Origin of the sequence: Bacillus swezeyi (assembly GCF_030908325.1) — a bacterium.
GTDB classification, from domain to species: domain Bacteria; phylum Bacillota; class Bacilli; order Bacillales; family Bacillaceae; genus Bacillus; species Bacillus swezeyi.
Window position 1 is genome coordinate 1,682,419 of record NZ_CP133085.1, and the last position, 23,718, is coordinate 1,706,136.

21 protein-coding genes and 1 pseudogene are annotated in these 23,718 nt (G+C 44.3%); 19 read left to right on the top strand and 3 right to left on the bottom strand.

Annotated features, from left to right (window positions below; genetic code table 11):
* Positions 1 to 213 precede the first annotated feature (213 nt).
* A complete protein-coding gene (locus RBH91_RS08355; RefSeq protein WP_076797425.1) occupies positions 214 to 402 on the bottom strand; it encodes a YkvS family protein in 189 nt (62 codons plus the stop codon).
* Between the two features lie 169 nt (positions 403 to 571).
* Here RBH91_RS08355 and RBH91_RS08360 point away from each other — a divergent pair, with 169 nt between their 5' ends.
* The 6 genes from RBH91_RS08360 to RBH91_RS08385 all read left to right on the top strand — a co-directional run bounded on the left by RBH91_RS08360 (position 572) and on the right by RBH91_RS08385 (position 7,266).
* A complete protein-coding gene (locus RBH91_RS08360) occupies positions 572 to 766 on the top strand; it encodes a hypothetical protein (protein WP_076764006.1) in 195 nt (64 codons plus the stop codon).
* A gap of 231 nt (positions 767 to 997) precedes the next feature.
* Positions 998 to 1,600, top strand: a complete 603-nt coding sequence (locus tag RBH91_RS08365; protein WP_076764004.1) for a cell wall hydrolase — start codon at positions 998 to 1,000, stop codon at positions 1,598 to 1,600.
* A gap of 206 nt (positions 1,601 to 1,806) precedes the next feature.
* A complete protein-coding gene (locus tag RBH91_RS08370; RefSeq protein ID WP_076764002.1) occupies positions 1,807 to 3,147 on the top strand; it encodes a polysaccharide biosynthesis protein in 1,341 nt (446 codons plus the stop codon).
* Positions 3,148 to 3,230: 83 nt separating this feature from the next.
* The gene (gene stoA, locus RBH91_RS08375) at positions 3,231 to 3,728 is read left to right on the top strand and encodes an endospore biogenesis thiol-disulfide oxidoreductase StoA (RefSeq protein WP_076764000.1); all 498 of its coding nucleotides are present in this window, start codon (positions 3,231 to 3,233) and stop codon (positions 3,726 to 3,728) included.
* Between the two features lie 261 nt (positions 3,729 to 3,989).
* Positions 3,990 to 5,897 carry a heavy metal translocating P-type ATPase gene (locus tag RBH91_RS08380; RefSeq protein WP_307894144.1) on the top strand — a complete coding sequence of 636 codons (1,908 nt, stop codon included), beginning with the start codon at positions 3,990 to 3,992 and terminating at the stop codon, positions 5,895 to 5,897.
* Between the two features lie 274 nt (positions 5,898 to 6,171).
* On the top strand, positions 6,172 to 7,266 hold the full coding sequence (locus RBH91_RS08385) for a M24 family metallopeptidase (protein WP_307894145.1): 1,095 nt from the start codon (positions 6,172 to 6,174) through the stop codon (positions 7,264 to 7,266).
* A gap of 130 nt (positions 7,267 to 7,396) precedes the next feature.
* On the opposite strand, the gene RBH91_RS08390 is transcribed toward RBH91_RS08385, so the two are convergent.
* Positions 7,397 to 7,531: a hypothetical protein gene (locus tag RBH91_RS08390; RefSeq protein ID WP_261379687.1), complete on the bottom strand. Its 135-nt coding sequence runs from the start codon at positions 7,529 to 7,531 to the stop codon at positions 7,397 to 7,399.
* Positions 7,532 to 7,639: 108 nt separating this feature from the next.
* Between RBH91_RS08390 and RBH91_RS08395 the strand changes: the two genes are divergently transcribed.
* From RBH91_RS08395 to RBH91_RS08445, 12 genes and pseudogenes are all read left to right on the top strand, one after another.
* Positions 7,640 to 8,611 carry a LacI family DNA-binding transcriptional regulator gene (locus RBH91_RS08395; protein WP_076762656.1) on the top strand — a complete coding sequence of 324 codons (972 nt, stop codon included), beginning with the start codon at positions 7,640 to 7,642 and terminating at the stop codon, positions 8,609 to 8,611.
* A gap of 133 nt (positions 8,612 to 8,744) precedes the next feature.
* On the top strand, positions 8,745 to 9,590 hold the full coding sequence (gene glcT, locus RBH91_RS08400; protein ID WP_148955808.1) for a glucose PTS transporter transcription antiterminator GlcT: 846 nt from the start codon (positions 8,745 to 8,747) through the stop codon (positions 9,588 to 9,590).
* A 222-nt stretch (positions 9,591 to 9,812) separates the two neighbouring features.
* Positions 9,813 to 11,909, top strand: coding sequence for a glucose-specific PTS transporter subunit IIBC (ptsG, locus tag RBH91_RS08405; protein ID WP_307894146.1), 2,097 nt, complete (start codon positions 9,813 to 9,815; stop codon positions 11,907 to 11,909).
* A gap of 98 nt (positions 11,910 to 12,007) precedes the next feature.
* Positions 12,008 to 12,274: a phosphocarrier protein HPr gene (locus RBH91_RS08410; RefSeq protein ID WP_003181247.1), complete on the top strand. Its 267-nt coding sequence runs from the start codon at positions 12,008 to 12,010 to the stop codon at positions 12,272 to 12,274.
* The gene (gene ptsP, locus RBH91_RS08415; RefSeq protein ID WP_307894163.1) at positions 12,274 to 13,992 is read left to right on the top strand and encodes a phosphoenolpyruvate--protein phosphotransferase; all 1,719 of its coding nucleotides are present in this window, start codon (positions 12,274 to 12,276) and stop codon (positions 13,990 to 13,992) included. The genes RBH91_RS08410 and ptsP overlap by 1 nt, the downstream gene beginning before the upstream one ends.
* Before the next feature lie 120 nt (positions 13,993 to 14,112).
* Positions 14,113 to 14,346: a splAB operon transcriptional regulator SplA gene (locus tag RBH91_RS08420; RefSeq protein ID WP_307894165.1), complete on the top strand. Its 234-nt coding sequence runs from the start codon at positions 14,113 to 14,115 to the stop codon at positions 14,344 to 14,346.
* Between the two features lie 74 nt (positions 14,347 to 14,420).
* Positions 14,421 to 15,449 carry a spore photoproduct lyase gene (splB, locus tag RBH91_RS08425; protein ID WP_076762651.1) on the top strand — a complete coding sequence of 343 codons (1,029 nt, stop codon included), beginning with the start codon at positions 14,421 to 14,423 and terminating at the stop codon, positions 15,447 to 15,449.
* 207 nt (positions 15,450 to 15,656) lie between these two features.
* The gene (locus tag RBH91_RS08430; protein ID WP_307894166.1) at positions 15,657 to 15,791 is read left to right on the top strand and encodes a hypothetical protein; all 135 of its coding nucleotides are present in this window, start codon (positions 15,657 to 15,659) and stop codon (positions 15,789 to 15,791) included.
* 898 nt (positions 15,792 to 16,689) lie between these two features.
* Positions 16,690 to 17,616, top strand: a pseudogene (locus RBH91_RS22655) (cache domain-containing protein); the annotation flags it as partial.
* Between the two features lie 15 nt (positions 17,617 to 17,631).
* Entirely contained in the window at positions 17,632 to 18,558 is a 927-nt protein-coding gene (locus RBH91_RS22660) for a methyl-accepting chemotaxis protein (protein WP_404802503.1), read from the top strand.
* 127 nt (positions 18,559 to 18,685) lie between these two features.
* The gene (locus RBH91_RS08440; RefSeq protein WP_307894170.1) at positions 18,686 to 19,471 is read left to right on the top strand and encodes an SDR family oxidoreductase; all 786 of its coding nucleotides are present in this window, start codon (positions 18,686 to 18,688) and stop codon (positions 19,469 to 19,471) included.
* A gap of 12 nt (positions 19,472 to 19,483) precedes the next feature.
* Positions 19,484 to 20,356 (top strand): NAD(P)-dependent oxidoreductase, encoded by an 873-nt coding sequence (locus RBH91_RS08445; RefSeq protein ID WP_076762648.1) that lies wholly within the window; start codon positions 19,484 to 19,486, stop codon positions 20,354 to 20,356.
* A gap of 54 nt (positions 20,357 to 20,410) precedes the next feature.
* On the opposite strand, the gene RBH91_RS08450 is transcribed toward RBH91_RS08445, so the two are convergent.
* Entirely contained in the window at positions 20,411 to 21,187 is a 777-nt protein-coding gene (locus tag RBH91_RS08450) for a CAP domain-containing protein (protein ID WP_307894172.1), read from the bottom strand.
* Positions 21,188 to 21,530: 343 nt separating this feature from the next.
* Between RBH91_RS08450 and RBH91_RS08455 the strand changes: the two genes are divergently transcribed.
* Positions 21,531 to 23,639, top strand: coding sequence for a peptidoglycan D,D-transpeptidase FtsI family protein (locus RBH91_RS08455; RefSeq protein ID WP_307894173.1), 2,109 nt, complete (start codon positions 21,531 to 21,533; stop codon positions 23,637 to 23,639).
* Positions 23,640 to 23,718: the final 79 nt, after the last annotated feature.

Genomic DNA, 23,718 nt, shown 5'->3' on the forward strand with positions numbered 1-23,718 from the left:
TCGGGACAATGATAAAGTTTATTCGATCTAACCAAATTGCGTTGCCTTAACTACAATTTCGACTGAAAGACTTACGCAGGACGTTGCGCAATGCAGGGAAATCAGAGAAAAACCGCCGGAGTCCATCAGGCGGTTTTCTTTTCTTAGAAGATCTTGCGGAATTTGTTTTGATTTTGCGTAGAAATATTAGTTATTGCTGTGAAGAATCGATGATTAATGAAAGGAGTCTTTAATAATTTTATAGTTTTTATGGTTGACGACGGTTAAGGAGTCCAATTCCAAGTCTCTGTAGTTATCCATAATCGTGACATCAACGATAACTGAGTTTTCGTTTACTTTTTCCACGATTCCGGTGAGTCCATTTTTAAATTCGATGACGTTTCCGACTTTTGCAATCTTCAAATGACTTCCTCTCCTTTAAAGTGAATTAACCCATTGAAAGTATTTTGCAATATTTTCTTGGAGAAGTAAAGCGATTTGGGAAGCAACAGCACTATTGTTGTGCCCGCTTTCACTTAGTGATATAGTTATTTAGTTAAAGATGATTCCCAAGGAGAAGGAGAGAGGCAAGATGACTGATGAAAATGCCATTGACCAGATCGAGAACCTGAGATCAGGAAGCATTCATGAACTCCGCGTGAAAAAAGAGGATTTTCTTTCTTTTAGAGCCATCTTAACAAAGCAGGAAGATTTTAAACATTTTCGGGGCATCGCCGAGCACGGGGGAGACATTATCTTTCAATATATGAAAGAACCTAGAAGCTAAAAGGCTTTCTCAGAATGACTGAGAAAGCCTTTTTTTATTTGAAGGTGTGCCATCCATATGTTGCTGGGTGTTTTGTTTTTTTTTGTAAAAAACGGTGTGGTCGATACAATTATGTGCCAGCAGAACGGATTGATGGAAAGCCTGCCAATAATTTATCAATGAAAACAATGAATGGTCTTGTTATTGTAAGAACTATGTTTTTTCGAAGAAGATTTGACAAGGAGGAATGAAATGAAATCGAAATTTGCTGCGATAGCTGCTTTTTTAATCTGTATGCTGCCGGCGGCAAGAATCGAACATGCTCAAGCTGTCATGTTATTCTCGAAAAAAGATAAACAGGAAATGGAACGGCTGCTTCAAAGCCTTGATCCCGAACAACATCCATCTTTTTCTCACTTGACAGATGAAAAAAATTTCATCGAAACTTTGCCTAAGCAGGATGTGGAGGAGAAAGAAGAAAAAGAGGATTCTCCAGAGATTACAGGTGAAGAAAAAGAATTGTTATCCAGGCTCGTACATGCAGAAGCTAAAGGCGAGTCATTTAAAGGTAAAGTGGCAGTGGCCAATGTCGTCCTGAATCGGGTTGGTGACGGCGGTTTTCCTGACAGCATAAAAAGCGTGATCTACCAAAAAAACGCTTTCGAGCCTGTTCTGAATGGCAGCATTAATAGAAAACCAGACCGCGAATCAGTTGAAGCTGTCGAAGTAGCGGTTGATCATGATAAAAAAGAAACGGACGCTTTATATTTTTATAATCCCGACATCGCCACGGATGGCTGGATTAAAACAAGAAAAGTCGTCGAACGCATCGGCAATCATGTCTTTGCGATATAACTATGCAGTCAAGGCTGACCGAGCCTTGGCTGTTTTTATTTCTCGTATTCTTTTTCAAGATTATCACCCTTTTCATATGATGAAAAGAATTAATTTTTTGATACTTTATTGAAAAATCTTTTCAAAATGAAATGTTAAAAAGAAAATAATTTTGAGACTTGTCTCATATGATGGGATATAACCACCCTAAGACAAGGAGAGACCTCATGAACCGTTTTATAAAAGGAATCGTTCTTCTTTCGCTAGCAGCTTTTTTTGCAGAATGTCTTGAGTTCGTCATTAACATGATTCTTGCACGGGAGCTTGGCGAGCATGGCATGGGGCTCTATATGAGTGTGTTGCCCTCGATATTTTTAGTAGTGGTTATAGCAAGCCTTGAGCTGCCTGTTTCAATATCGAAGTTTATCGCGGAATCCAATCCGAAGCTGCATGAAAGCATGCTGAAACACGCCTTGAGGATGACGGCGGTCTGCACGGCATTTTCTACAGTAGCTGCAATTATCATCCTACCCTTTATTCCGGTATTTGATTCTTACCATCCTTTAATCAGAGGCATTGTGATCGGGATGATCCCTACTGTTGCATTTACATCGATTGCAAGAGGATACTTCATGGGCGTCCAGCAAATGGGGAAAATCGCAATAGCGAATGCATTGAAAAAAATCTTTCAGCTCATCGGGTTGTTTTTATTTTTTCAATGGTATTCCTTTGAATTGGATACCTCTGTTCTGATCTCGCTGTTTGTCCTTTTTGCCAGTGAAGTTGTTGTTTTTGTGTATTTATATTCCCAGTTTGTTTTAGTCAGGAGGACTGCAGCAAAAGGGCGGCATGTCCATTTGCGGCGAAATGATGTATTGAAACGGCTGCTCACCGTTTCGATACCGACGACGGGATTGCGGGTTTTTCATGCCATTACAAATGCCGTCGAACCATTTTTGGTAAAGGGGACACTGCTTGCCGCAGGCGTTTCCAGAACAGCGGCCATCGACCAGTTCGGCATGCTCTCTGGCGTTGCCATGACGATAGGCTTTTTTCCGGCTTTTATCGCCCATTCGCTAATGGTCGTCATGATTCCGAGTATTTCTGAAAGCTATGCCTACGGACAATACGATAGAGTTATCAAACGGCTCAAGCAAGCGATTTTCATGACTCTTCTTTACGGAATCCCGTCTGTTATGGTGATGTATCATTTTGCGGAGCCGCTGACCCACTTGTTTTTTGATTCAGTAAAAGCCGCCTTCTACCTTAAGCTGCTTTGGCCGTATTTTTTATTTCATTTTTTCGTCATGCCTTTGCAAGCTTGCTTAATCGGGATGGGATTGGTCAAAGATGCTTTTTATCATAATGTCTGGGCAAGCGTCATCTCGTTTTTGATGATGTATACGCTTGGATCAATGCAGAGTCTGCAGATGACGGGGATCATCCTTGCGATGAACACGGGGATGCTTTTACTGACGGCTCTCCACTATGTCACGATTTGCAAAGAACTGGGCGTCTCCTTGTTTTTAACGAATAAATCAGGTTCGCCGAGAATAGAAAGTCGCTGAGATGAAAAGCGGGGCTTTGATCTCCTTCATACTTTCCGGCTTTATCGGGGAAGCTAAAATAAAAAAGGGGAGATCAAGATCATATGAAAAGAAAAGGCGCTTTTTATGATCCACTCATTCTTTTGCTGTGTGCAGGCATTTTCTTCTTTCAGCCGCCGGCGCTTGCAAAAAATGCTGCACCTGCAGTCATGCATATGAAAACGATAGAAGGACAGCGGGTGATCATCCCGGCCGAAGGACAGAAGACGATCATTCATTTTTGGACGACCTGGTGCCCTCCGTGTCGGGAGGAGCTGCCCCGTTTTCAGTCTTATTATGAAGAAAAACAGCCCGATGTAAAATTAATCACCGTTAATTTGCTTCATGCGGAAAAAAACGAGCAGACGGTGAAGCAGTTTATTAAAGCGAACAAACTTTCATTTCCGATTATTTTTGACACTAAAGGCGACATGATGAAAGCCTACAATGTCATGACGATACCTTCAACGTTTTTTATCAATGAAAAAGGCGAGCTTGAGAAATCGGTTGTCGGACCGATCACAGTTGAACAGATGAAGGAATGGACCGGGAAGAAAAGCTGAACTGATGTTCGGCTTTTTTTTGCGGATAAACAAAAATGATAATTAATATCAAAAAGAAATTATAATAATTATTATTTGAAAAGGGATCATCCCGTGCTATAATGAACTTAGAAAAAGGGTGTATTTTCAAGAGGTGCAAAACGGGCACATCCTTTATATAAAAGAAAAAGATGTATTATTTATGCTGTCGGATGGCGGCAATTTGTTTTTTAAAAAGATAATTGACGATGAATTACATTCTCAATTAGGGAGGACTTTAAGATGCAATTAGATATCCGGAATCAATCACAGCCAAAACAGCATAGGCTTCATTTTGAGAATTGGAGACAGCATGGCGAATTAGCTGCCGCGCTTTTATCAGGTTTCCTCATCCTTGCCGGCTGGCTGTCGTCCAGCTATGAAACATTGTCTATCATTCTGTTTTTGTCAGCCTTTTGTATTGGGGGTTTTGCAAAAGCAAAAGAGGGAATTCAGGAAACCCTTTCAGAAAAGACGCTGAATGTCGAGCTTCTGATGATATTTGCGGCAGTCGGGTCTGCGATCATCGGCTACTGGGCCGAGGGGGCCATCTTGATTTTTATATTTTCACTCAGCGGCGCCCTTGAAACCTATACATTGAATAAAAGCAAGCGCGATTTGACGTCGTTAATGAAACTGGAGCCGGAGGAAGCCGTTTTACTGGAAGCGGGTGGCTTGAAAAAAGTTGCAGCGGCTGAGCTGAAGTCAGGCGATCTTATTATGGTCAAGCCGGGGGAGCGAATCGCCGCCGATGGAGAAATCGAATCTGGAAAAACAAGCGTTGATGAGTCTGCTCTCACGGGTGAATCCATTCCGGCGGAAAAAATGAACGGAGATGCCGTATATGCCGGCACGGTTAATTTGAGCGGCTCTCTAACAGTGCGTGTCACAAAGGCAAACGAAGATTCCCTTTTTAAAAAAATCATCAAGCTGGTGGAATCCGCCCAAAACAGTGTTTCACCTTCTCAAGCGTTTATTGAACGTTTTGAAAATCTTTATGTCAAAGTGGTTTTGCTCGCAGTCGGACTGCTGCTTTTTCTCCCTCATTACGCGCTCGGCTGGACCTGGAGTGAGACGTTTTACCGGGCGATGGTGTTTATGGTGGTGGCTTCGCCTTGTGCGCTTGTCGCTTCCATCATGCCGGCAGCCTTGTCGCTGATATCTAATGGGGCGAGAAACGGACTGCTTGTCAAAGGCAGTGTTTTTCTTGAAAAGCTAGGCAACACTCAGATCGTTGCCTTGGATAAAACGGGAACGATCACAAACGGAAAACCTGCTGTAGAAGATATGCTTGTAGCTGAAGGCCTGGAGGAAAAGGAATGCCTGGAAGCTGCGGCAGCCATTGAAAAACAGTCTGGCCATCCCCTCGCAAAAGCGATTGTCAAATATGCTGAAGCAAAAGGGATTTCTTCAGTCGCAAATGTATCGATAGAGGAGACGTCCGGTTTTGGGGTCAAGGCTCAATACCGGGGGGAGACATGGCTGCTTGGAAAAGCCGGATTTGTCGGTGAAGAGGAAACAAAACAATTTTTTGCTGCATCAGTTCAAAGGCTTGCTGAACAGGGAAAAACGATCGTTTACTTGAAAAAAGGCGGCCGTATTGCCGGATGTTTTGCATTAAAGGATCAAATCCGGCCTGAAGCGAAAACGGTGATTGGCGAGCTGAACCAGCTCGGCATTCAGACGGCGATGCTGACCGGGGACCAGCCTGAAACGGCAGCGGCGATTGCGCGGGAAGCGGGGCTGAAAATGGTTGTTTCAGAATGCTTGCCTGACAGAAAAGTAGAGGAAGCGCAAAAGCTAAAAGGAACGTATGGGACAATTGTCATGGTAGGAGACGGCATTAACGACGCGCCTGCTCTTGCAGCCGCCGATGTGGGCATTGCAATGGGAGAGGGAACTGATGTGGCCTTGGAAACGTCTGATGTTGTGCTAATGAAAAACGATTTAACAGGACTGACGAACATGATTCGGCTGTCCAGGAAAATGAACAGGATCATAAAACAAAATGTCATTTTTTCTTTGACTGTGATCTGTCTTCTGATCTGCACCAATTTCCTGCAAATTCTTGACCTGCCGCTCGGCGTTATTGGACATGAAGGAAGCACACTGCTTGTCATCTTAAACGGACTGAGACTATTAAAATCGTAAAATAGGAAGCGGCTGTCATGCTAAGGGCAGCCGTTTTTGTTTTGAACTCTCCTCACAATGACAGAAAAAAGCAAACAGACCAACCTTATCAATCGGTTGCGGTCCTTTTAAAAATGTTTTAAGCAAACGGCTCCTCTTAAGACGCCGGCCAACTAATAGAATCCAAAACACCGCACGATAAAACGGCCCGGAATCTGAGCAAGAAGTAAGAAAAACTGCTACAATATAGATGAAGGTTTTACATACATGAATCGTTTTTAAGGAGTGACCAAACGTGGAAAGAATTGAAAAAATCTCTTCCTGGTTGAAGGAAAAAGATATTTCGTCAGCTTTTATCCATTCAAAAGAGAATGTTTTTTATTTAACTCGCTTTTATACAGAGCCCCATGAAAGGCTGATGGGCGTTTTTGCATTTCCAAATGAAGAGCCGTTTTTTATTTGTCCGCTGATGGAGAAAAATCAGGCGAAAGCAGCGGGCTGGGCGTATGACATCATCGGCTATGAGGATCACGAAAACCCGTGGGATCTGATAGCAGAAGCCCTGAAAAAACGAAACCTCAAGCTTTCGAAAGTGGCAGTCGAAAAAGAAGCGATTTCCCTTTCGCGTGCTGAAATGCTGAAAGAGGTTACGAACGGCGCTGAGCTGGTGTCTGCAGAAATGAAGCTGAACGAACTCCGCCTTGTAAAAGATGAAAACGAAGTCCGCATTCTCCGCGAAGCGGCAAAGCTCGCCGACTACGGGGTTGAAGCGGGAGCCGCCGCTTTAAAAGAAGGGATTGCAGAAATCGAAGTTGTCGCCAAGATTGAATATGAACTGAAGAAAAAAGGAATCCAGGGAATGTCCTTTTCAACGATGGTTCTGTTTGGCGAAAAATCGGGGCAGCCGCACGGAAACCCCGGAAGCAGGACGCTTGAGGCAGGCGACTTTGTCCTTTTTGATTTGGGCGTGATCATTGACGGGTACTGCTCTGATATTACAAGAACCCTTGTTTATAAAAACGCCAATGACCAGCAGAAGGACATTTATGAAACGGTGCTAAAGGCCGAAACCGCTGCTCTCCAAATGAGCAAGCCCGGCGTAAGGATCGGCGATCTAGATTTGAAAGCGCGGGGCATTATCGAAAAAGCGGGATATGGAGATTATTTTCCGCATCGCCTTGGTCACGGGCTTGGCATTTCGACGCACGAATACCCATCCATGAGCCATAACAATGACGAACGATTAAAAGAAGGAATGGTTTATACGATTGAGCCGGGCATCTATGTACCGGAAATCGGCGGCGTTCGAATTGAAGATGATGTCCTTGTCACAGCAGATGGTGCTGAAACTCTGACCAAATATCCGAAACAGCTGACCGTGATTTCTTAACATGAAAAAGAACCCGTTGTAAAGCGGGTTCCTTTTGTTTGTTTCAATGTCGTCAATTCGTGTATGGCTGGATTGCAAAAAAACTTCCACACTCTTTTCCTTTATTTTGACTTCATTTACACTAAAGATATCAATCCTTTGAGATGAAAAAATCGTCAAAAGAGCGAAATGGTTTGACCTCATGCTTTTCTTTAAGCGGTTTCATAGCCGCTTTTGAAGACAGTACGATGATTATACATAAGAGGATCAGAATAAAGATACCCATTTTTCTTCTCCTTTCCAAATTGAAAACGTGTTCAGCACCGGTGCTGTTTATATTCTAAAGTATGAAACGCATTCCAGATCAAGAAAGAATTGAAAGAAGGGAAAACGAATGGCGAATATCAGGGAAATAGCCAAAGCGGCGGGTGTTTCAATTACGACTGTTTCAAGGGTTCTCAACGGACATCCCTATGTAAAAGAAGAAAAGCGGAAAAAAGTCCTTGAGACGATTGAGCGGCTTGAATATGCGAGAAATATGCATGCCGTCCATTTATCAAAAGGCTTTTCCAACATGATCGGCGTTGTACTTCCGACAATCAGCCTTCCGTATTTCTCTGAATTGATTGAAGGAATTGCCGAAGAGGCGGCCAAAGCCGGCATTCACTTTGCGCTTTATCAAACAAATTATCAATTGGAAAAAGAAATTTTTGCATTGGAGCAGTTGAAGCAGCGGCAGGTCGACGGCTTGATTTTTTGTTCAAAAGCGATGTCTGATGAGGAGCTTTTAAACTGGCGGGAAACAGGGCCGTTCATCCTTTGTCAGGATTCGAGGGAACAGCATTTTTCAACGATCAGCATCCCGCATCAGGAAGCGTTCCGCTGCGGATTGGATTTTCTGATTGAAAAGGGGCATAGAAAAATCGCGATCGGCTTGGCGAGGAAAAATGGAGTGAACAGCCACTTCCGCTTGACCGCTTATAAGGAAGCGCTCGCCGCCATAGGGGAAACATACCGGGAGGACTGGGTTTTTGAGAGGTCATTAACGATTACCGACGGGCGAAAGCTGTTTTCGGAATGGAGCAGAATGGAGGAGAAACCAACGGCGGTGTTCGTTGCCAATGACCAAGTATCAGCAGGGCTCTATCTTGAAGCTCGGCATCACAATATAGATATTCCCGGCAAGCTCGCTATTTTAAGCTGTGATAATCAGCCGATCAGCGAAGTTCTCGGTATTTCAACGATCGAAATTAAGATAAAAGACATGGGCAGACACGCCTTTCGCCTCCTTCAAAAAAGAATCAGCGGACATGATCCTGAAAAGCAGATCATCTCCTACAAACTGGTGAAACGATTGACAGTCTAATAAAAAATATCAATCATTTTTCAGTTAGTGATCAAATTTCGACATTTTTCATCAAAATCGTTGAAATAAATTGACGCGCTTTCATGAGTTTTGTACGATATGAGAGATTGATGACAAAAAGGAGCTGAGGATCGTGAATAGATCCTTTACCGTTGAAAAGGTACTCAACAACAACGTTTTAATCGCTCTGCACGAAGATTACAGAGAGGCTGTCTTGATTGGAAAAGGGATCGGATTTGGCAAAAAACGCGGAGATCTTATCGATCATGAGAACTATGAAAAAATGTTTATCCTCGAAAATGATAAAGAGCAGACGCAGTATAAGAAGCTCCTCACATATGTCGATGAGAAAATGGTTGATATCGCCAATGACGTCATTTACCATATCGCGCAAAAGATCGGCCAGCCGCTTAATGAGCATATCCATGTCGCTCTTACAGACCATATTGCATTTGCAGTTAAGCGCTTAGAAAAGGGTTTTGATATGAAAAACCCGTTTTTGCTTGAGACGGAATCGCTTTATCCGCAAGAATACGAAGTGGCCAAAGAAGCTGTCAAGATGATCAATGAACAATCCGACATTCAGCTCCCTGATGGGGAAATCGGTTTTATTGCGCTTCATATTCACAGCGCGATGACGAACCGGCCGCTGTCTGAGGTCAATCAGCATTCACAGCTGATCTCGCGGCTTGTTCAGGTGATTGAAGATGCTTTTCAGATGAAAGTCAACAGAGAAAGCGTTAATTATTTGCGTCTGATCCGTCATTTGCGGTTTACGATTGACAGGATCAAGCGGGAGGAACCCATTCAAGAGCCGGAAAAATTAATGTTGTTGTTGAAAACGGAATATCCGCTGTGTTACAATACTGCTTGGAAGATGATAAAAATCTTGCAGCAATCGCTCAAGAAACCTGTTCATGAGGCAGAAGCTGTTTACTTAACATTGCATTTGTACCGTTTAACTAATAAAATTTCATAACGCCTTTATAACGTGTTACTGATTCGATCAGGCATGAGTGAAAAAGGGAAGAAATGAAGAGGCTGTCTTTTATTTCTTTGTGTACCCGCTTTCACCCATGCCTTTTTTGTCGTTTTAAAAACGAAATGTAAACGGTTTAATTGAAAAAAAGAATGCCTTTTGTACGAAGTTGTCATGAATTTTTGCTGTAAGGTCAAACTATCCTTAGAGGGGGTAAAAACAATGTTTAAATCGCTATTCGGCGTTCTGCAGAAAATCGGGCGGGCGCTTATGCTTCCTGTTGCGATCCTGCCGGCTGCAGGGATTCTGCTTGCCTTAGGTAACGCCATGCAAAATCCGCAAATGACAAAGGTTGCGCCGTTTCTAACAAATGATGCGGTTCAGCTTGTTGCGAAAGTGATGGAAAGTTCAGGTGATGTTGTTTTCACCAACTTGGCGCTGTTATTCGCAGTCGGTGTTGCGATCGGCTTGGCCAATGGTGACGGTGTCGCCGGTATCGCCGCGATCATCGGATATCTTGTCATGAATGTCACGATGAGTGCGGTACTTCTTCAAAACGGCTCGATTCCGAGCGATGCTGTTGAAAGAGCACAATTTTTCACTGAGAACCATCCGCAATATACGACAATGCTCGGTATTCCGACTTTGGCGACCGGGGTGTTCGGCGGTATTATTGTCGGTGTTCTCGCCGCTGCGATGTACAATCGCTTCTTTAAAATCGAACTTCCGCAATACTTAGGATTCTTTGCCGGAAAACGCTTTGTTCCGATTATCACATCAATCAGCGCTTTGCTTCTCGGACTAATCATGCTTGTGATCTGGCCGCCGATCCAAGGTGCGTTGAACAGCTTTTCAACAAACCTGCTGGCCGCCAATGAAGCGCTTGCAGCCTTAGTTTTCGGAACGATTGAACGTGCACTGATTCCATTCGGATTGCACCATATTTTCTACTCGCCGTTCTGGTATGAGTTCTTCAGCTATACAAACCAGGCTGGAGAAATTATCCGCGGAGACCAAAGAATTTTCATGGCGCAAATTAAAGACGGTGTTGAATTGACAGCGGGAACATTTATGACTGGTAAATATCCGTTCATGATGTTCGGTCTTCCTGCCGCAGCGCTTGCGATCTACCATGAAGCAAAACCGAAAAACAAAAAGCTTGTCGCAGGTATTATGGGTTCAGCTGCGCTGACGTCTTTCTTAACGGGTATTACTGAACCGATCGAATTCTCATTCTTGTTTGTTGCACCGATTCTTTTTGCGATTCACTGTGTGTTTGCCGGGCTGTCATTCATGATGATGGACATCCTGAATGTCAAGATCGGAATGACGTTCTCCGGAGGTCTGATCGATTACTTCCTGTTCGGCATTCTGCCTAACCGTACGGCCTGGTGGCTTGTGATCCCTGTCGGCTTAGTGCTGGCTGTGATCTACTACTTCGGATTCAGGTTTGCGATCCGAAAGTTCAACATGAAAACGCCTGGACGTGAAGAAGAGACAGAAGAAGCTTCAAGTGGCGGCTCGGAATCAGCCGGAGACCTGCCATACGAGATTCTTGAAGCAATGGGAGATAAAGAAAACATCAAGCACCTTGATGCATGTATTACAAGACTTCGTGTAACCGTCAATGATCAGAAGCAAGTTGATAAAGAGCGCTTGAAAAAGCTTGGCGCATCAGGCGTACTTGAAGTCGGCAATAACATTCAGGCGATCTTCGGACCGAGATCAGACAATTTAAAATCACAAATGCAGGATATTATGTCAGGACGCACACCGCGCCCTGAAAAAGCTCCGAACGCCGCTGAGGAAGTCGAGCAGCAGATTGAAGAAGCAATGGTTGAGCCTCTTCAAAATGAAGCGGGTGAAGAAGTATTCGTTTCACCGCTTGCAGGAGAGCTTCATCCGATTACTGATGTACCCGACCAAGTTTTCTCTGGAAAAATGATGGGTGACGGATTCGCGATTCTCCCTTCAGAAGGCACAGTCGTTTCTCCTGTAAGAGGAAAAGTGCTGAACGTCTTCCCGACAAAACATGCGATCGGTCTGCAATCCGACGGCGGCAGAGAAATTCTGATTCACTTTGGAATCGATACTGTCAGCTTGAAAGGTGAAGGTTTCACGTCGTTTGTTTCTGAAGGAGACCACGTTGAACCGGGACAGAAGCTGCTTGAAGTCGATATTGAAAAAGTGAAGGACCAAGTTCCTTCTCTGATGACGCCTGTCATTTTCACAAACCTTGCAGAAGGCGAAAGTGTGAGCTTGCAGGCAGAAGGCAATGTCAGCATCACTCAGGACGAAATCGTCCGCATTGAAAAATAAATTCACAAAATGGCCGTACTTGTCAGATGACATGTACGGCTGTATGATATAATATTGTGAATGTATTAAAGCTTTAAATTAAAAGGAGATTGATAAAAATGGCACAAAAAACTTTTAAGGTAACTGCAGATTCTGGTATCCACGCGCGTCCAGCGACAGTTCTTGTACAAACGGCAAGCAAATATGATGCAGATATCAATCTGGAATATAATGGCAAAACCGTAAACCTTAAATCTATTATGGGTGTTATGTCACTTGGCATTGCAAAAGGTGCCGAAATTACGATTTCTGCTTCAGGCGCTGACGAAAATGATGCTCTTTCCGCACTTGAAGAAACAATGAAAAGCGAAGGACTCGGCGAGTAATGCTTGAATTGAAAGGAATAGGTGCGTCAGCCGGTATTGCGATCGCAAAAGCATATCGGCTTGAGGAGCCTGATCTAACGGTTGAAAAGAAAAATATCTCTGATTCTGAGGCGGAAGTAAATCGTTTTGAACAAGCCATCGAGCATTCGAAAAAAGAGCTTGAAACGATTAAAAGCCATGCTTTAAAAGAGCTTGGAGAAGATAAAGCGGAAATCTTTTCTGCGCATCTTTTGGTTTTAAGCGATCCTGAACTATTAAACCCGATTAAAGATAAAATCAAATCAGATTCCGTGAATGCGGAGTTTGCTTTAAAAGAAACGGCGGACATGTTTGTCACAATGTTTGAGTCAATGGATAACGAATATATGAAAGAACGCGCCGCAGATATCCGCGATGTCACAAAGCGTGTCACTGGACATCTTCTCGGTGTTGACATTCCAAACCCGAGCCTCATTTCCGAAGAGGTCATTATCGTTGCCGGTGACTTGACTCCTTCTGACACAGCTCAATTAAACCGCCGTTTTGTTAAAGGGTTTACAACAGATATCGGCGGACGGACATCCCATTCAGCTATCATGGCCCGCTCTTTGGAAATTCCTGCGGTTGTCGGAACAAAAGCGGCGACGAAGGACATTCAAAATGGCGTAACTGTGATCGTAGACGGGATCAACGGCGATGTGATCGTCGATCCTTCACAGGACATCATCAGCCAATATGAAGAAAAGCATCAAAGCTTTTTGGCGCAGAAAGCGGAATGGGCCAAGCTAGTCAACGAACCGACTGTAACAAGCGACGGCCACCATGTTGAACTTGCTGCGAACATCGGGACTCCTGATGATGTAAAAGGCGTTCTCGAAAATGGCGGGGAAGCCGTCGGACTTTACCGTACAGAGTTTCTTTATATGGGCAGAGATCAGCTTCCGACTGAAGAGGAGCAATTTGATGCCTATAAAACCGTTCTTGAGCGTATGGAAGGCAAGTCTGTTGTCGTTCGTACCCTTGATATCGGAGGAGACAAAGAGCTCCCATATCTTGAGCTGCCAAAAGAAATGAATCCTTTCTTGGGGTACAGAGCCATCCGTCTCTGCCTTGATGAGCAGGACATTTTCAGAACACAGCTTCGCGCGCTGCTTCGGGCTAGTACATATGGAAACCTGAAAATCATGTTCCCTATGATTGCGACTGTTAATGAATTTAGACAAGCAAAAGCGATTCTTTTAGAAGAAAAAGAAAAGCTTCAATCTGAGGGGCAGACAGTTTCCGACGACATTGAAGTCGGAATGATGGTTGAAATTCCGTCTACAGCAGTGATCGCTGATCAATTTGCTAAAGAAGTCGATTTCTTCAGCATCGGAACGAATGACCTGATTCAATATACAATGGCTGCTGACCGGATGAATGAACAGGTATCTTACCTTTATCAGCCATACAATCCTGCGATTCTCCGCTTGATTACACTTGTCATTGAAGCCGCTCATAAAGAAGGAAAATGGGTCGGCATGTGCGGTGAAATGGCTGGAGATGAAATTGCGATCCCGATTCTTCTAGGCCTTGGCCTTGATGAGTTCTCAATGAGCGCAACTTCAATCCTTCCGGCGAGAACGCAAATCAGCAAGCTTTCCAAAAAAGAAGCAGAATCGTTCAAAGAACAAATTCTGTCAATGAGTACAACAGAAGAAGTCGTCCAATTCGTAAAAGAAACGTTCAATCGGTCGTAAATCATTTGTAAGAGCCCAGACGGCATTCCATTGCCTGTCTGGGTTTTTTGTTTTGCAGGAATGAGCTTTGATCCGGACGGGGATAATACATGTTATCGATCTGGAGGAAGGGGTTTTTTTATGTCAAGACAAGATTTCAAGGCGGGAGATCAGGTGTATGTCATTTACCGGAATCCGCATGCCGCAAATGTAGCCCATATTAAAGAAGCTGAAGTTGTCGAACACCCGCTGCATGAAGGCGAACTGGCATTGTTTCTGTATGATACATACCACGCGCTCGCAGAAGATGATGCTGTTTTTTCTTCATATGAAGAGGCAGAGCGGATTTATCGTGACTTATTTGACGGGCTTTAAACATTTTCTAAGTATAACAAATCCGGTTCATGCAAAAGGTATTGGAAATAAGGTAAAGGATGTGTCAGCTTCCAATGATTAAACCGTTTGTTCCCCAGCTTGTCTACATTGAACCGAAGGCTTTGGAATACCCGCTCGGCAGAAAACTGAGAGATCAATTTTTACATATGGGCCTTGAGATCAGAGAAACGACTTCCCACAACCAGGTGAGGAATATTCCGGGAGAAGGCCACCTGCAAAAATACCGGAATGCAAAATCGACTTTAGTCATCGGCGTCAGAAAAACGCTGAAGTTCGACTCATCAAAACCGTCCGCAGAATACGCGATTCCGTTTGCGACTGGATGCATGGGCCACTGCCACTACTGCTATCTGCAGACAACGATGGGCAGCAAGCCTTATATCAGGACATATGTCAATGTTGAGGAAATCCTTGATCAGGCTGATGAGTACATGAAGGAGCGCGCTCCTGAAGAAACACGGTTTGAGGCCTCCTGCACATCTGACATCGTCGGAATTGACCATTTAACACATACATTAAAACACGCGATTGAGCATTTCGGAAAAACGGATCTTGGAAAGTTGCGTTTTGTGACAAAGTTTCACCATGTCGACCATTTGCTTGATGCTGAACATAATGGAAAAACAAGGTTCAGATTCAGCATCAATGCCGATTATGTCATTAAAAGCTTTGAACCCGGCACTTCTCCTTTGGATAAACGGATCGAAGCGGCTGTGAAAGTGGCGGAAGCAGGCTACCCGCTCGGCTTTATCATAGCGCCCATTTATATATATGACGGGTGGCAGGAAGGTTACAGGGTGTTATTGGAAAAGCTGGATCGTGCACTGCCGCAGCACACCAGAAATGACATCACCTTTGAAATGATCCAACATAGATTTACAAAGCCTGCAAAGCGCGTCATTGAAAAAAATTATCCGAAAACAAAGCTTGAACTTGACGAAGAAAAACGCCGCTATAAATGGGGCAGATACGGAATTGGAAAATATATTTATCAAAAGGATGAAGAAGCCGAGCTTCGGCATGCGCTGGAATTATATGTGGACAAATACTTTCCGGAAGCAAAAATCGAATATTTCACATAACAGAGCCTCTCCTTGAAAACAGGCTCTGTTTCTTCTATTTAATTACCGTGAGCAAAATAGCAAAATGAATGTGGAGATGAAAAAGGGATGGAAGAACTGAACCGGGCGATTGAACTGCGGAAAAACGGCAATCTGAAAGAATCCAACAAACTGCTTCTGCAATTTGGTAAAGGCTGATCCAGACAATGCGCCTGGAGCTTTGATGTCATGGGAGAAGAAGCAAAAGCTGTTAACAGGCAATCAGACTGGGATTGTGCAGATAGAACATTTGGGAAAAAGGAGACAGTTCTGAAAGGAATCGAATCGTTTCCGAATAACAGAGTCATCCAGATGTTTACATAATACAATTTAAAAGAGCACCATCAAGCCATGGCGCTATTGCTGCAGGTGCCTGCTGATACAGCGGCAGACAGTGAAATTCTAAACTATAAACATGCAATCGATTTCTATTCTGATCAATTGGACCGCATTTGGAAATAAACAAACCGGGGAAACACCTGATACGACAGGAGTTTCCCATTTTAATATGGAAGGAGGATTTCCCAGTCTGGAATCACACAAAGAGTCGGAACGTCCGCAATGAAAGGGAAGGAGCGCGTTTTACTCCGTCCCATACAGCCAGCCATATTGTTCATCTGGCTGACTTGTGATCATGCCGTATCCACCCGCCGCCCAGCAGCCGCTTCAGCCCTCTCATAACCAATTCGTATTAGGGGTACGGAAAGAGTCTCTATTTTTTGATGTATGCGAAAGTACTCCCTGTCTGTCACTTATTTCTCATTTGTGATGAAGACGGATTGGAGTAAAATCGACAAGCCCCAAGCAGGCCGGTCTTCTGCAACCGCCCGCAGAGCCCTCTTCCGGAAATATATCAATGTGGGAACGAAGCTCTTTTCATTCCATAAAAGTTCTGCGGTCAGTTTCCCTCTGCAAAAATACCCGCGCGGAAACATCGTCATCTGAATTATTGCGGATTTCAACCTGCTGATCAGAAGTGCCGTGATCGACGTAAAATCGTTTTATTGATCGAACCACCACATTTCCCGCATGATATCGTTAAATTTGCCTCTAGTCTTAAACAATACAGGAGAAAAGCCGATAAAAAAAGTATGAAAGTGTACGTAAAGGAGGGATTCGCATGTTTAAAAAACTGCACATTAAAATAGCCGGATTCGTAGCTGTCTTACTGATTCTGACAGTGATTGTTCTCCAATTGTCAACAACGTTCATACTGAAATCCATGCTTCAGGAAGAAGCGGAACATTCAACCTCAAGCCTGCTCAACTCGATTAAAGGGAATATAGAGCTTCAATTGAAGAACTATGAAATCGCTTTAAACCGTATGAGCGACGGCCAAATGAGTCAGTCGTTTTTAGAGAACGATGAAGATAAAACGCTCGTTAAGCTTGTTAACAATGAATTAGAGCAAATCAAGGAAAAAAACGAGTTTGTCAATTTTGCTTATATCGGTACAGATAAAAAAGAAACGCTTATATACCCGGAAACTACATTTGATAAAGATTTTGATCCGACGACCCGGCCATGGTATACACTAGCTGAAAAAACACCTGACCAGGTCGTTTGGACTGAACCATATGAAGATGTTGTGTCAGGAGAGATGATGATAGCGGGGGCAAAAGCAATCGTTGTCAACAATAAAGTAAAAGCTGTAATCGGCTTTGACATTTCATTAAATTCATTAAACAAAATCATTGAAAACCAAAAGATGCCTTATGACGGATATGCATTTATCATCGACCAAAACGGGACAATGCTGGCACATCCATCAAAACAGGGTGAAGACATGTCACAAGATAAGACGTACAAAGACATTCCTTCCGCAAAAGACGGGATCAAGATAGGCAAAGACAATGTCATCGCTTATCAGACGATCGACGGCACGGGCTGGAAAGTCGGGACGCAGTTTCAAACTGACAAACTGCTGTGGGTCGCACAAGAAATGAACAAAATTGTGATGATCGTCTCAGTCATCGCTTTAGCGGTCGCGATCATCTTGAGCTATTTCTTGGCCAAAACCATTACAGGGCCGATCAAACAGTTGATTGGCAAAACCAAATCCGTCTCTGAGGGAGATTTGACTGTTCAAACGGCCGCTAAGTCAAAAGATGAAGTCGGAACGCTTACAAAAGACTTTAACAAGATGGTCGAGCACATGAAAGAGATGATTCTTAAAGTGAGAGCGTCATCTGGAAAGGTAGCGGAAACAACCGATCAATTGCGGGCTGTCTCTGGAGAAACGGTATCAACGAGCGATGAAATCGCCAAGGCGATTGAAGAAGTCGCGACTGGTGCGACAGAACAGGCGGCAGAAGTTGATACCGTCAATGAAAAATCCGAGCGGCTGTCTGTCAAAATGAAAGGAATCGAAAATCATGCCGACAGCATCCAGAAGCTTTCAAGAACATCTGAAGAAGCAAGCTACAAAGGAATTGATGCGCTCGGGCAGCTCTTGGCGAAGTCAAATGAGGCCAACACCGAAACGAAAAAAGTGGAGCATATGCTTCAGCAGCTTGAAGACAAAACGAAGAATATTGAAGATGTCGTCACAGCGATCTCGGCGATATCTGATCAGACCAACCTACTCGCTCTAAATGCGAGCATTGAAGCAGCACGAGCCGGAGAAAGCGGACGCGGTTTCGCCGTAGTCGCAGAAGAGGTCAGAAAGCTGGCCGAGCAATCGGCAGCCTCTTCACAGCATATCAGTGAAACGGTCAAACAAATTCAGCTTGAAACAAAAGAAGCCGTTTCGGCGATGACTGAAGCAAGCAAGATGAATGAAGAACAAAATGACATGATCCATGAGACAGGGGAAGCGCTCAGCAAAATTACCGCCGAGATGCAGAACCTTGTCAAATCGATTGATCACATCTATGCAGAGATCTCGGATATGAGCGGAGAACAGCAAAGAATGACGGACTCGATTCAGAGCATTTCAGCGATTTCCCAGCAATCCGCCGCTGCAGCCGAGGAAGTCAGCGCCTCCACAAATGAACAGCTGACGGCTTTGGAAACGATCGCTACATCAACTGAAGCGCTAAGCAGCGCAAACAAAGATCTCTTAGATGCGATTAACAAATTTAACGTATAATGAAAGCTTCGGCTCCGGTGGTAAAGCCCCTTCTTGATCAAGAAGGGGCTTCATTTTTTAAAATCTCAGCATCCCAATTTTCTGAATATACATGTTACACTAGAAGAAAGAAGGGAGTTGATGTCTGGTGGAATTGAAGATCAAAGGCAAAACCGCGCTGGTCGCGGCCAGCAGCAAGGGCCTCGGAAAAGCGATCGCTGCGGCTCTTGCTGAAGAAGGCGCCAATATCATGCTGTCCGGCCGAAATGAAGCGGCATTAAAAAATGCCGCGGAAGAGCTGAGCGGCCTTGGGAGCGGTACGGTTTCATACGAAGTATGCGACCTCGCGAACGGGGATGAGATCAAAGCGCTTGTAGAAAAGACAGCTGAAGTGCACGGCACGGTGGATATGCTTGTCAACAATGTCGGAGGGCCTAAAGGCGGCAGCCTGTTAGAGCTCACAGACGATGATTGGACATCATCGTTTGAACTTCATCTGCTCAGCTATATCCGCTTGATTCGCGAAGCTTTTCCATACTTAAAAAAGAATGGCGGGCGCATCATCAATATCGCTTCATCATCAGTCAAACAGCCGATCCCGGGTCTGTTGCTTTCCAATACGTTTCGGATGGGAATTGTCGGTCTCACAAAATCTCTCGCGGAAGAATTGGCGGAACACCGCATCTTGATGAACACGCTTGCTCCCGGAAGAATCGCGACAGACCGTGTGGCAGATCTTGACCGGCAGAAAGCCGAAAAAACAGGCCTTTCCGAGCGGCAGGTGAAAGAAGATTTTGAACAGCAAATTCCGCTTGGCGCCTATGGAAAACCGGAAGAATTTGCACAATACGCAAGCTTTCTATTATCTGAGTGCAATACATACATGACTGGACAAACGCTGCTCATAGACGGCGGAATGGTCAAAGCAATATAAGGGGGAAACAACATGAAAAAAACAATCGGATTTATCGGCCTCGGTGTCATGGGAAACAGCATGGCCGCGCATATTTTGGCTGAAGGCTATCCCGCAGCCGTCTTTACGAGAACAAAACAGAAGGCGGACAACTTGGTGGAAAAAGGTGCGGTATGGAAATCGTCCGTGAAAGAACTGGCACAAGCGGCAGATGTCGTCATTACAATGGTCGGTTACCCCAAAGATGTTGAAGAAGTCTATTTTGGCAGCGGCGGAATTATTGAAAATGCCAAAACAGGTTCATATCTCATTGATATGACAACCTCCAAACCTTCGCTTGCCAAAAAAATCGAAGCAGCCGCAAAAGAGAAGGGGCTATATGCTTTAGACGCTCCGGTGTCCGGCGGAGACATCGGTGCACGTAACGGCACGCTTGCCATTATGGTCGGAGGAGAAAAGAAAGCCTATGATGAATGCTTCCCGATTTTTTCAGTCATGGGGGAAAACATTCAATATCAAGGTCCTGCAGGAAGCGGCCAGCACACGAAGATGTGCAACCAGATTGCGATTGCCGCGGGTATGATCGGTGTTGCCGAAGCGATGGCCTACGCCAGGAAATCAGGGCTGGAGCCGAAAAACGTTTTAAAAAGCATTACAACAGGAGCAGCGGGAAGCTGGTCGCTTTCCAATCTCGCACCAAGGATGCTGGAAGGCGATTTTGAACCGGGCTTTTATGTCAAACATTTCATTAAAGATATGGGGATCGCGCTTGAGGAAGCGGAGCTGATGGGTGAGAAAATGCCCGGCCTGGAGCTTGCCAAAACCCTTTATGACAAGCTGGCGGAAAAGGGAGAAGAAAACAGCGGCACACAAAGCCTGTACAAGCTTTGGAGCGATTACAGGTAAACAAAAAACCACTTGCATTTCCGAATGGAAAGCAAGTGGTTTTTTAGATCATGCTTATTTTCCGATGAACTGCTGGGTCCAGTAGTTGCCGTCTTTCACATATCCTACACCGATATGTGTAAAGTCAGGGTTCATAATATTTTTTCTGTGGCCTTCACTGTTCATCCAAGCTTTGACAACTTCTTGAGGCGTTCTTTGGCCTTTTGCAATGTTTTCGCCGGCAGTACGGTATGAGATGCCGAATTTCTTCATCATGTCAAACGGAGAACCGTAAGTCGGACTGTTATGGTCAAAGTAGTTGTTGTCTTTCATATCTTGAGATTTTGTGCGGGCTACCTTGCTTAATTTTTCGTCTAATGTAAGAGGTTTTAAGCCCTGTTTCTTTCTCTCAGCATTTGTCAGCTCAACGACTTCTTTTTCATATGCGCTGACTGAAGAAGAAGCTGAAGTTGTGTCTTTCTTTTGCTTGGAAGTCTGCTCTTTTGAAGCCGCAGGCTTAGAAGCTTCCTGTTTTTGAGTCTGAGTGTTTTCAGGCTTAGAAGCTTTAGGTTTAGAAGCTTCAGGCTTAGAAGCCTTAGGAGCAGAAGCTTTAGGCTGCTGAGTTGCTTGTTTCATATAAGATTGAAGCAGTGACTGAATTTTTTCTTGATCAGCTTTAGAAAGCTGGTTCGGATTTTGAATATTCAGTTTGCCGGCCAGATCAGAAACATTTATAGAATGGATGGTTTTGACTTGAACTTGTGGCTGTTCCTTAGCGTCTGCGTGCTGAATGCCGCTGAATGTAAAGATTGATGCAGCAGCAGCAGCTGTTAAAAGAAAAGCTTTTTTCATAAACTATTATCCTCCTAAATGTTGTGTTTTGTTTCGTACAGTAGCATCATAACACGGTTTTTTTGAAATAATAGATCCATTAATTCCCTTTGACAAGCGATTATTGTTAATTTTGACATAAAAAAATGAAAATCCCATTCCGGCAAGGTGTAACCAAATCTCTTTTTTACACGTCTTGTCATAAACGTACCAAATTTTAAATATGTTAGATAAATTTTAATATAAATAGAGATTGACAGCTTTTTATGAAACTTTAGATTGTAACAACCATTACAAAAGTGTTACAATAAACATCAGTTAATTAATGTAAAAATTGAATATTGTGAGAGGAGAGAGAGTTTCAGTGACTGAATCTGGACATGATCCGGCTGAAATGAAGAAAAGCAGACGATCACGGATGTGGCGGATCAACCTGTATTTCTTTGCGGTGTTCGCTTTGTTCGCGACGCTGATTGTAAAGCTGGGCCTCGTGCAAATCGTCGATGGAGAGGTATATGAGCAGGAGGCTTCCAAGACTGAAGCCAAAATTGCGTCCTATCCGGCTCCGCGGGGCAAAATGTATGATAGAAACGGGCGTGTTGTTGTCGACAACCAAAGCGTTCCCGCAATCACATATACCGTCATGACAAGCACAAAAACCAAAGAAAAAATAAGCACAGCTCAAAAACTCGCAGAATTGATCGATATTGACACATCGTTTTTGAAAGAGAGAGATTTGAAAGACTACTGGCTTGCTAAACATCCGAAAAAGGCGGCTGCGCTGCTGAAAGACGGAGAGAAAACTCTGAAGTCTGACAAAACATATAAGCTTCAGGTTGAACGTGTTCCTCAGGAAGAGATCAGAGCGCTGGAAAAGGATAAGGAAGAGCTTGAAATCGCGGCCATTTTCAGAAGGTTTTCAGGCGGCTATGCATATGAACCGCAAATCGTCAAAGCGATGGATCCGAAAACCACTTCAAAAGACGATGCAAAGCTGCTGGATGAAAAAGCTTCAAAACAGCTGCCTGCCAATGATTTGACCTATGAAGAAGTATCCCGCGTTTCCGAGCATTTGGAAGAACTGCCTGGGGTCGATGTCATTATGGACTGGACCCGCAAATACCCTTACGAAAAGACGCTGTACTCCATTTTCGGAGGCGTCACGACACCTGAACAGGGACTGATCAAAGAAAGGCAGGATTTTTATCTGACGAGGGGCTATGCCCGAAATGACAGAGTCGGAAGAAGCTATCTTGAGTATCAGTATGAAGAATATTTAAATCCTAAAAAAGCAAAAGTTCAATATACGGAAAATCGTTCAGGCGAGGTCATCAGCCAGGAAACGATTGATGAAGGAAGGCGCGGTTACGATCTGCAGCTGGCATTCGATATGGAGCTTCAAAAAAAAGTCGATAAAATCATCGAAGAAGAGCTCAATACATTCCGCGGTTCAAATTACATGCTTGACAGAGCATTCGTCGTGATGATGGACCCGAACAACGGCGATATTCTGTCAATGTCCGGAAAGCGGATCGTCGACGGCAAAATGACCGATTATGCGATCGGTGCATTTACGACCCAGTATGAAATGGGCTCGGCTGTGAAAGGCGCGACAGTGCTGGCCGGCTACCAGAACGGCATGCCGCACGGACAGCATTACCTGGATACACCTTTACATTTTGCAGGAAAAGTCAAAAAAGGCTCCTACACCGGAAACAGCATCGGCTGGACTGATGAAGTCCGGGCGCTTGAAAAGAGTTCGAACGTTTATATGTTCCATGTCGCGATGAATATTGCAGGGGTCACATATAAACCCTATGGCTCCCTCCCGGCGGACCTAGAGGACTTAGAGAAAATGAGATATTACTACAGCCAGTTCGGCCTTGGCGTCAAAACAGGCATCGACCTGCCGCAGGAATCAGCCGGGATGCAGACGACCCCGGATGTTGTGGGGGGGCTTATTCTAGATGAAGCCATCGGACAATACGATACGTACACGCCTCTGCAGCTTGCTCAATATATTTCTGCGATTGCCAATGGCGGATACAGGGTTCAGCCGAGGATTGTGAAAAGCATCCACCAGCCTGAGAGCGAAAAGCTCGGTCCGGTCATCGAAGACCGCTCTGCCAATGTTCTCAATCAAATCAACAACTCTCAAAGCGACATCCAAATCGTCAAGCAGGGATTAAAGAGGGTTACTCAGACAGGAACAGCAGCCGGAGCATTTGGGTCTCTTGACGTATCTGGCAAAACCGGAACGGCTGAAACCCACTATTACGGCACAAACAGAAACTGGTGGGGGACTGAGACATACAATATCACCTTTGCCGGCTATTACCCATCGGAAAATCCGCAGGTTGCTTTCAGTGTTGTCGTCCCGTCTATTAACGACAAAACGAAGATGAATAAAAGAATCGCCGCCAAAATCGTCGAAGCTTATGTCGATCTGCAGAAAAAATACAGCAAGGATTAGACAAAAAAGAACACGGATTTTTTCCGCGTTCTTTTTTTGTTATCAAAATTTGACGAATGCTAGAAGTTTTGAAGGAGAT

Coding starts and splice junctions, on each gene's coding strand:
- RBH91_RS08370 (WP_076764002.1), top strand. CDS start 1,807: ATGAACCGTTTTATAAAAGGAATCGTTCTTCTTTCGCTAGCAGCTTTT.
- RBH91_RS08430 (WP_307894166.1), top strand. CDS start 15,657: ATGGGAGAAGAAGCAAAAGCTGTTAACAGGCAATCAGACTGGGATTGT.
- RBH91_RS08395 (WP_076762656.1), top strand. CDS start 7,640: ATGGCGAATATCAGGGAAATAGCCAAAGCGGCGGGTGTTTCAATTACG.
- RBH91_RS08410 (WP_003181247.1), top strand. CDS start 12,008: ATGGCACAAAAAACTTTTAAGGTAACTGCAGATTCTGGTATCCACGCG.
- RBH91_RS08450 (WP_307894172.1), bottom strand. CDS start 21,187: ATGAAAAAAGCTTTTCTTTTAACAGCTGCTGCTGCTGCATCAATCTTT.
- splB (WP_076762651.1), top strand. CDS start 14,421: ATGATTAAACCGTTTGTTCCCCAGCTTGTCTACATTGAACCGAAGGCT.
- RBH91_RS08360 (WP_076764006.1), top strand. CDS start 572: ATGACTGATGAAAATGCCATTGACCAGATCGAGAACCTGAGATCAGGA.
- RBH91_RS08390 (WP_261379687.1), bottom strand. CDS start 7,531: ATGGGTATCTTTATTCTGATCCTCTTATGTATAATCATCGTACTGTCT.
- RBH91_RS22660 (WP_404802503.1), top strand. CDS start 17,632: ATGATTCTTAAAGTGAGAGCGTCATCTGGAAAGGTAGCGGAAACAACC.
- RBH91_RS08420 (WP_307894165.1), top strand. CDS start 14,113: ATGTCAAGACAAGATTTCAAGGCGGGAGATCAGGTGTATGTCATTTAC.
- RBH91_RS08380 (WP_307894144.1), top strand. CDS start 3,990: ATGCAATTAGATATCCGGAATCAATCACAGCCAAAACAGCATAGGCTT.
- RBH91_RS08365 (WP_076764004.1), top strand. CDS start 998: ATGAAATCGAAATTTGCTGCGATAGCTGCTTTTTTAATCTGTATGCTG.
- stoA (WP_076764000.1), top strand. CDS start 3,231: ATGAAAAGAAAAGGCGCTTTTTATGATCCACTCATTCTTTTGCTGTGT.
- RBH91_RS08445 (WP_076762648.1), top strand. CDS start 19,484: ATGAAAAAAACAATCGGATTTATCGGCCTCGGTGTCATGGGAAACAGC.
- ptsG (WP_307894146.1), top strand. CDS start 9,813: ATGTTTAAATCGCTATTCGGCGTTCTGCAGAAAATCGGGCGGGCGCTT.
- ptsP (WP_307894163.1), top strand. CDS start 12,274: ATGCTTGAATTGAAAGGAATAGGTGCGTCAGCCGGTATTGCGATCGCA.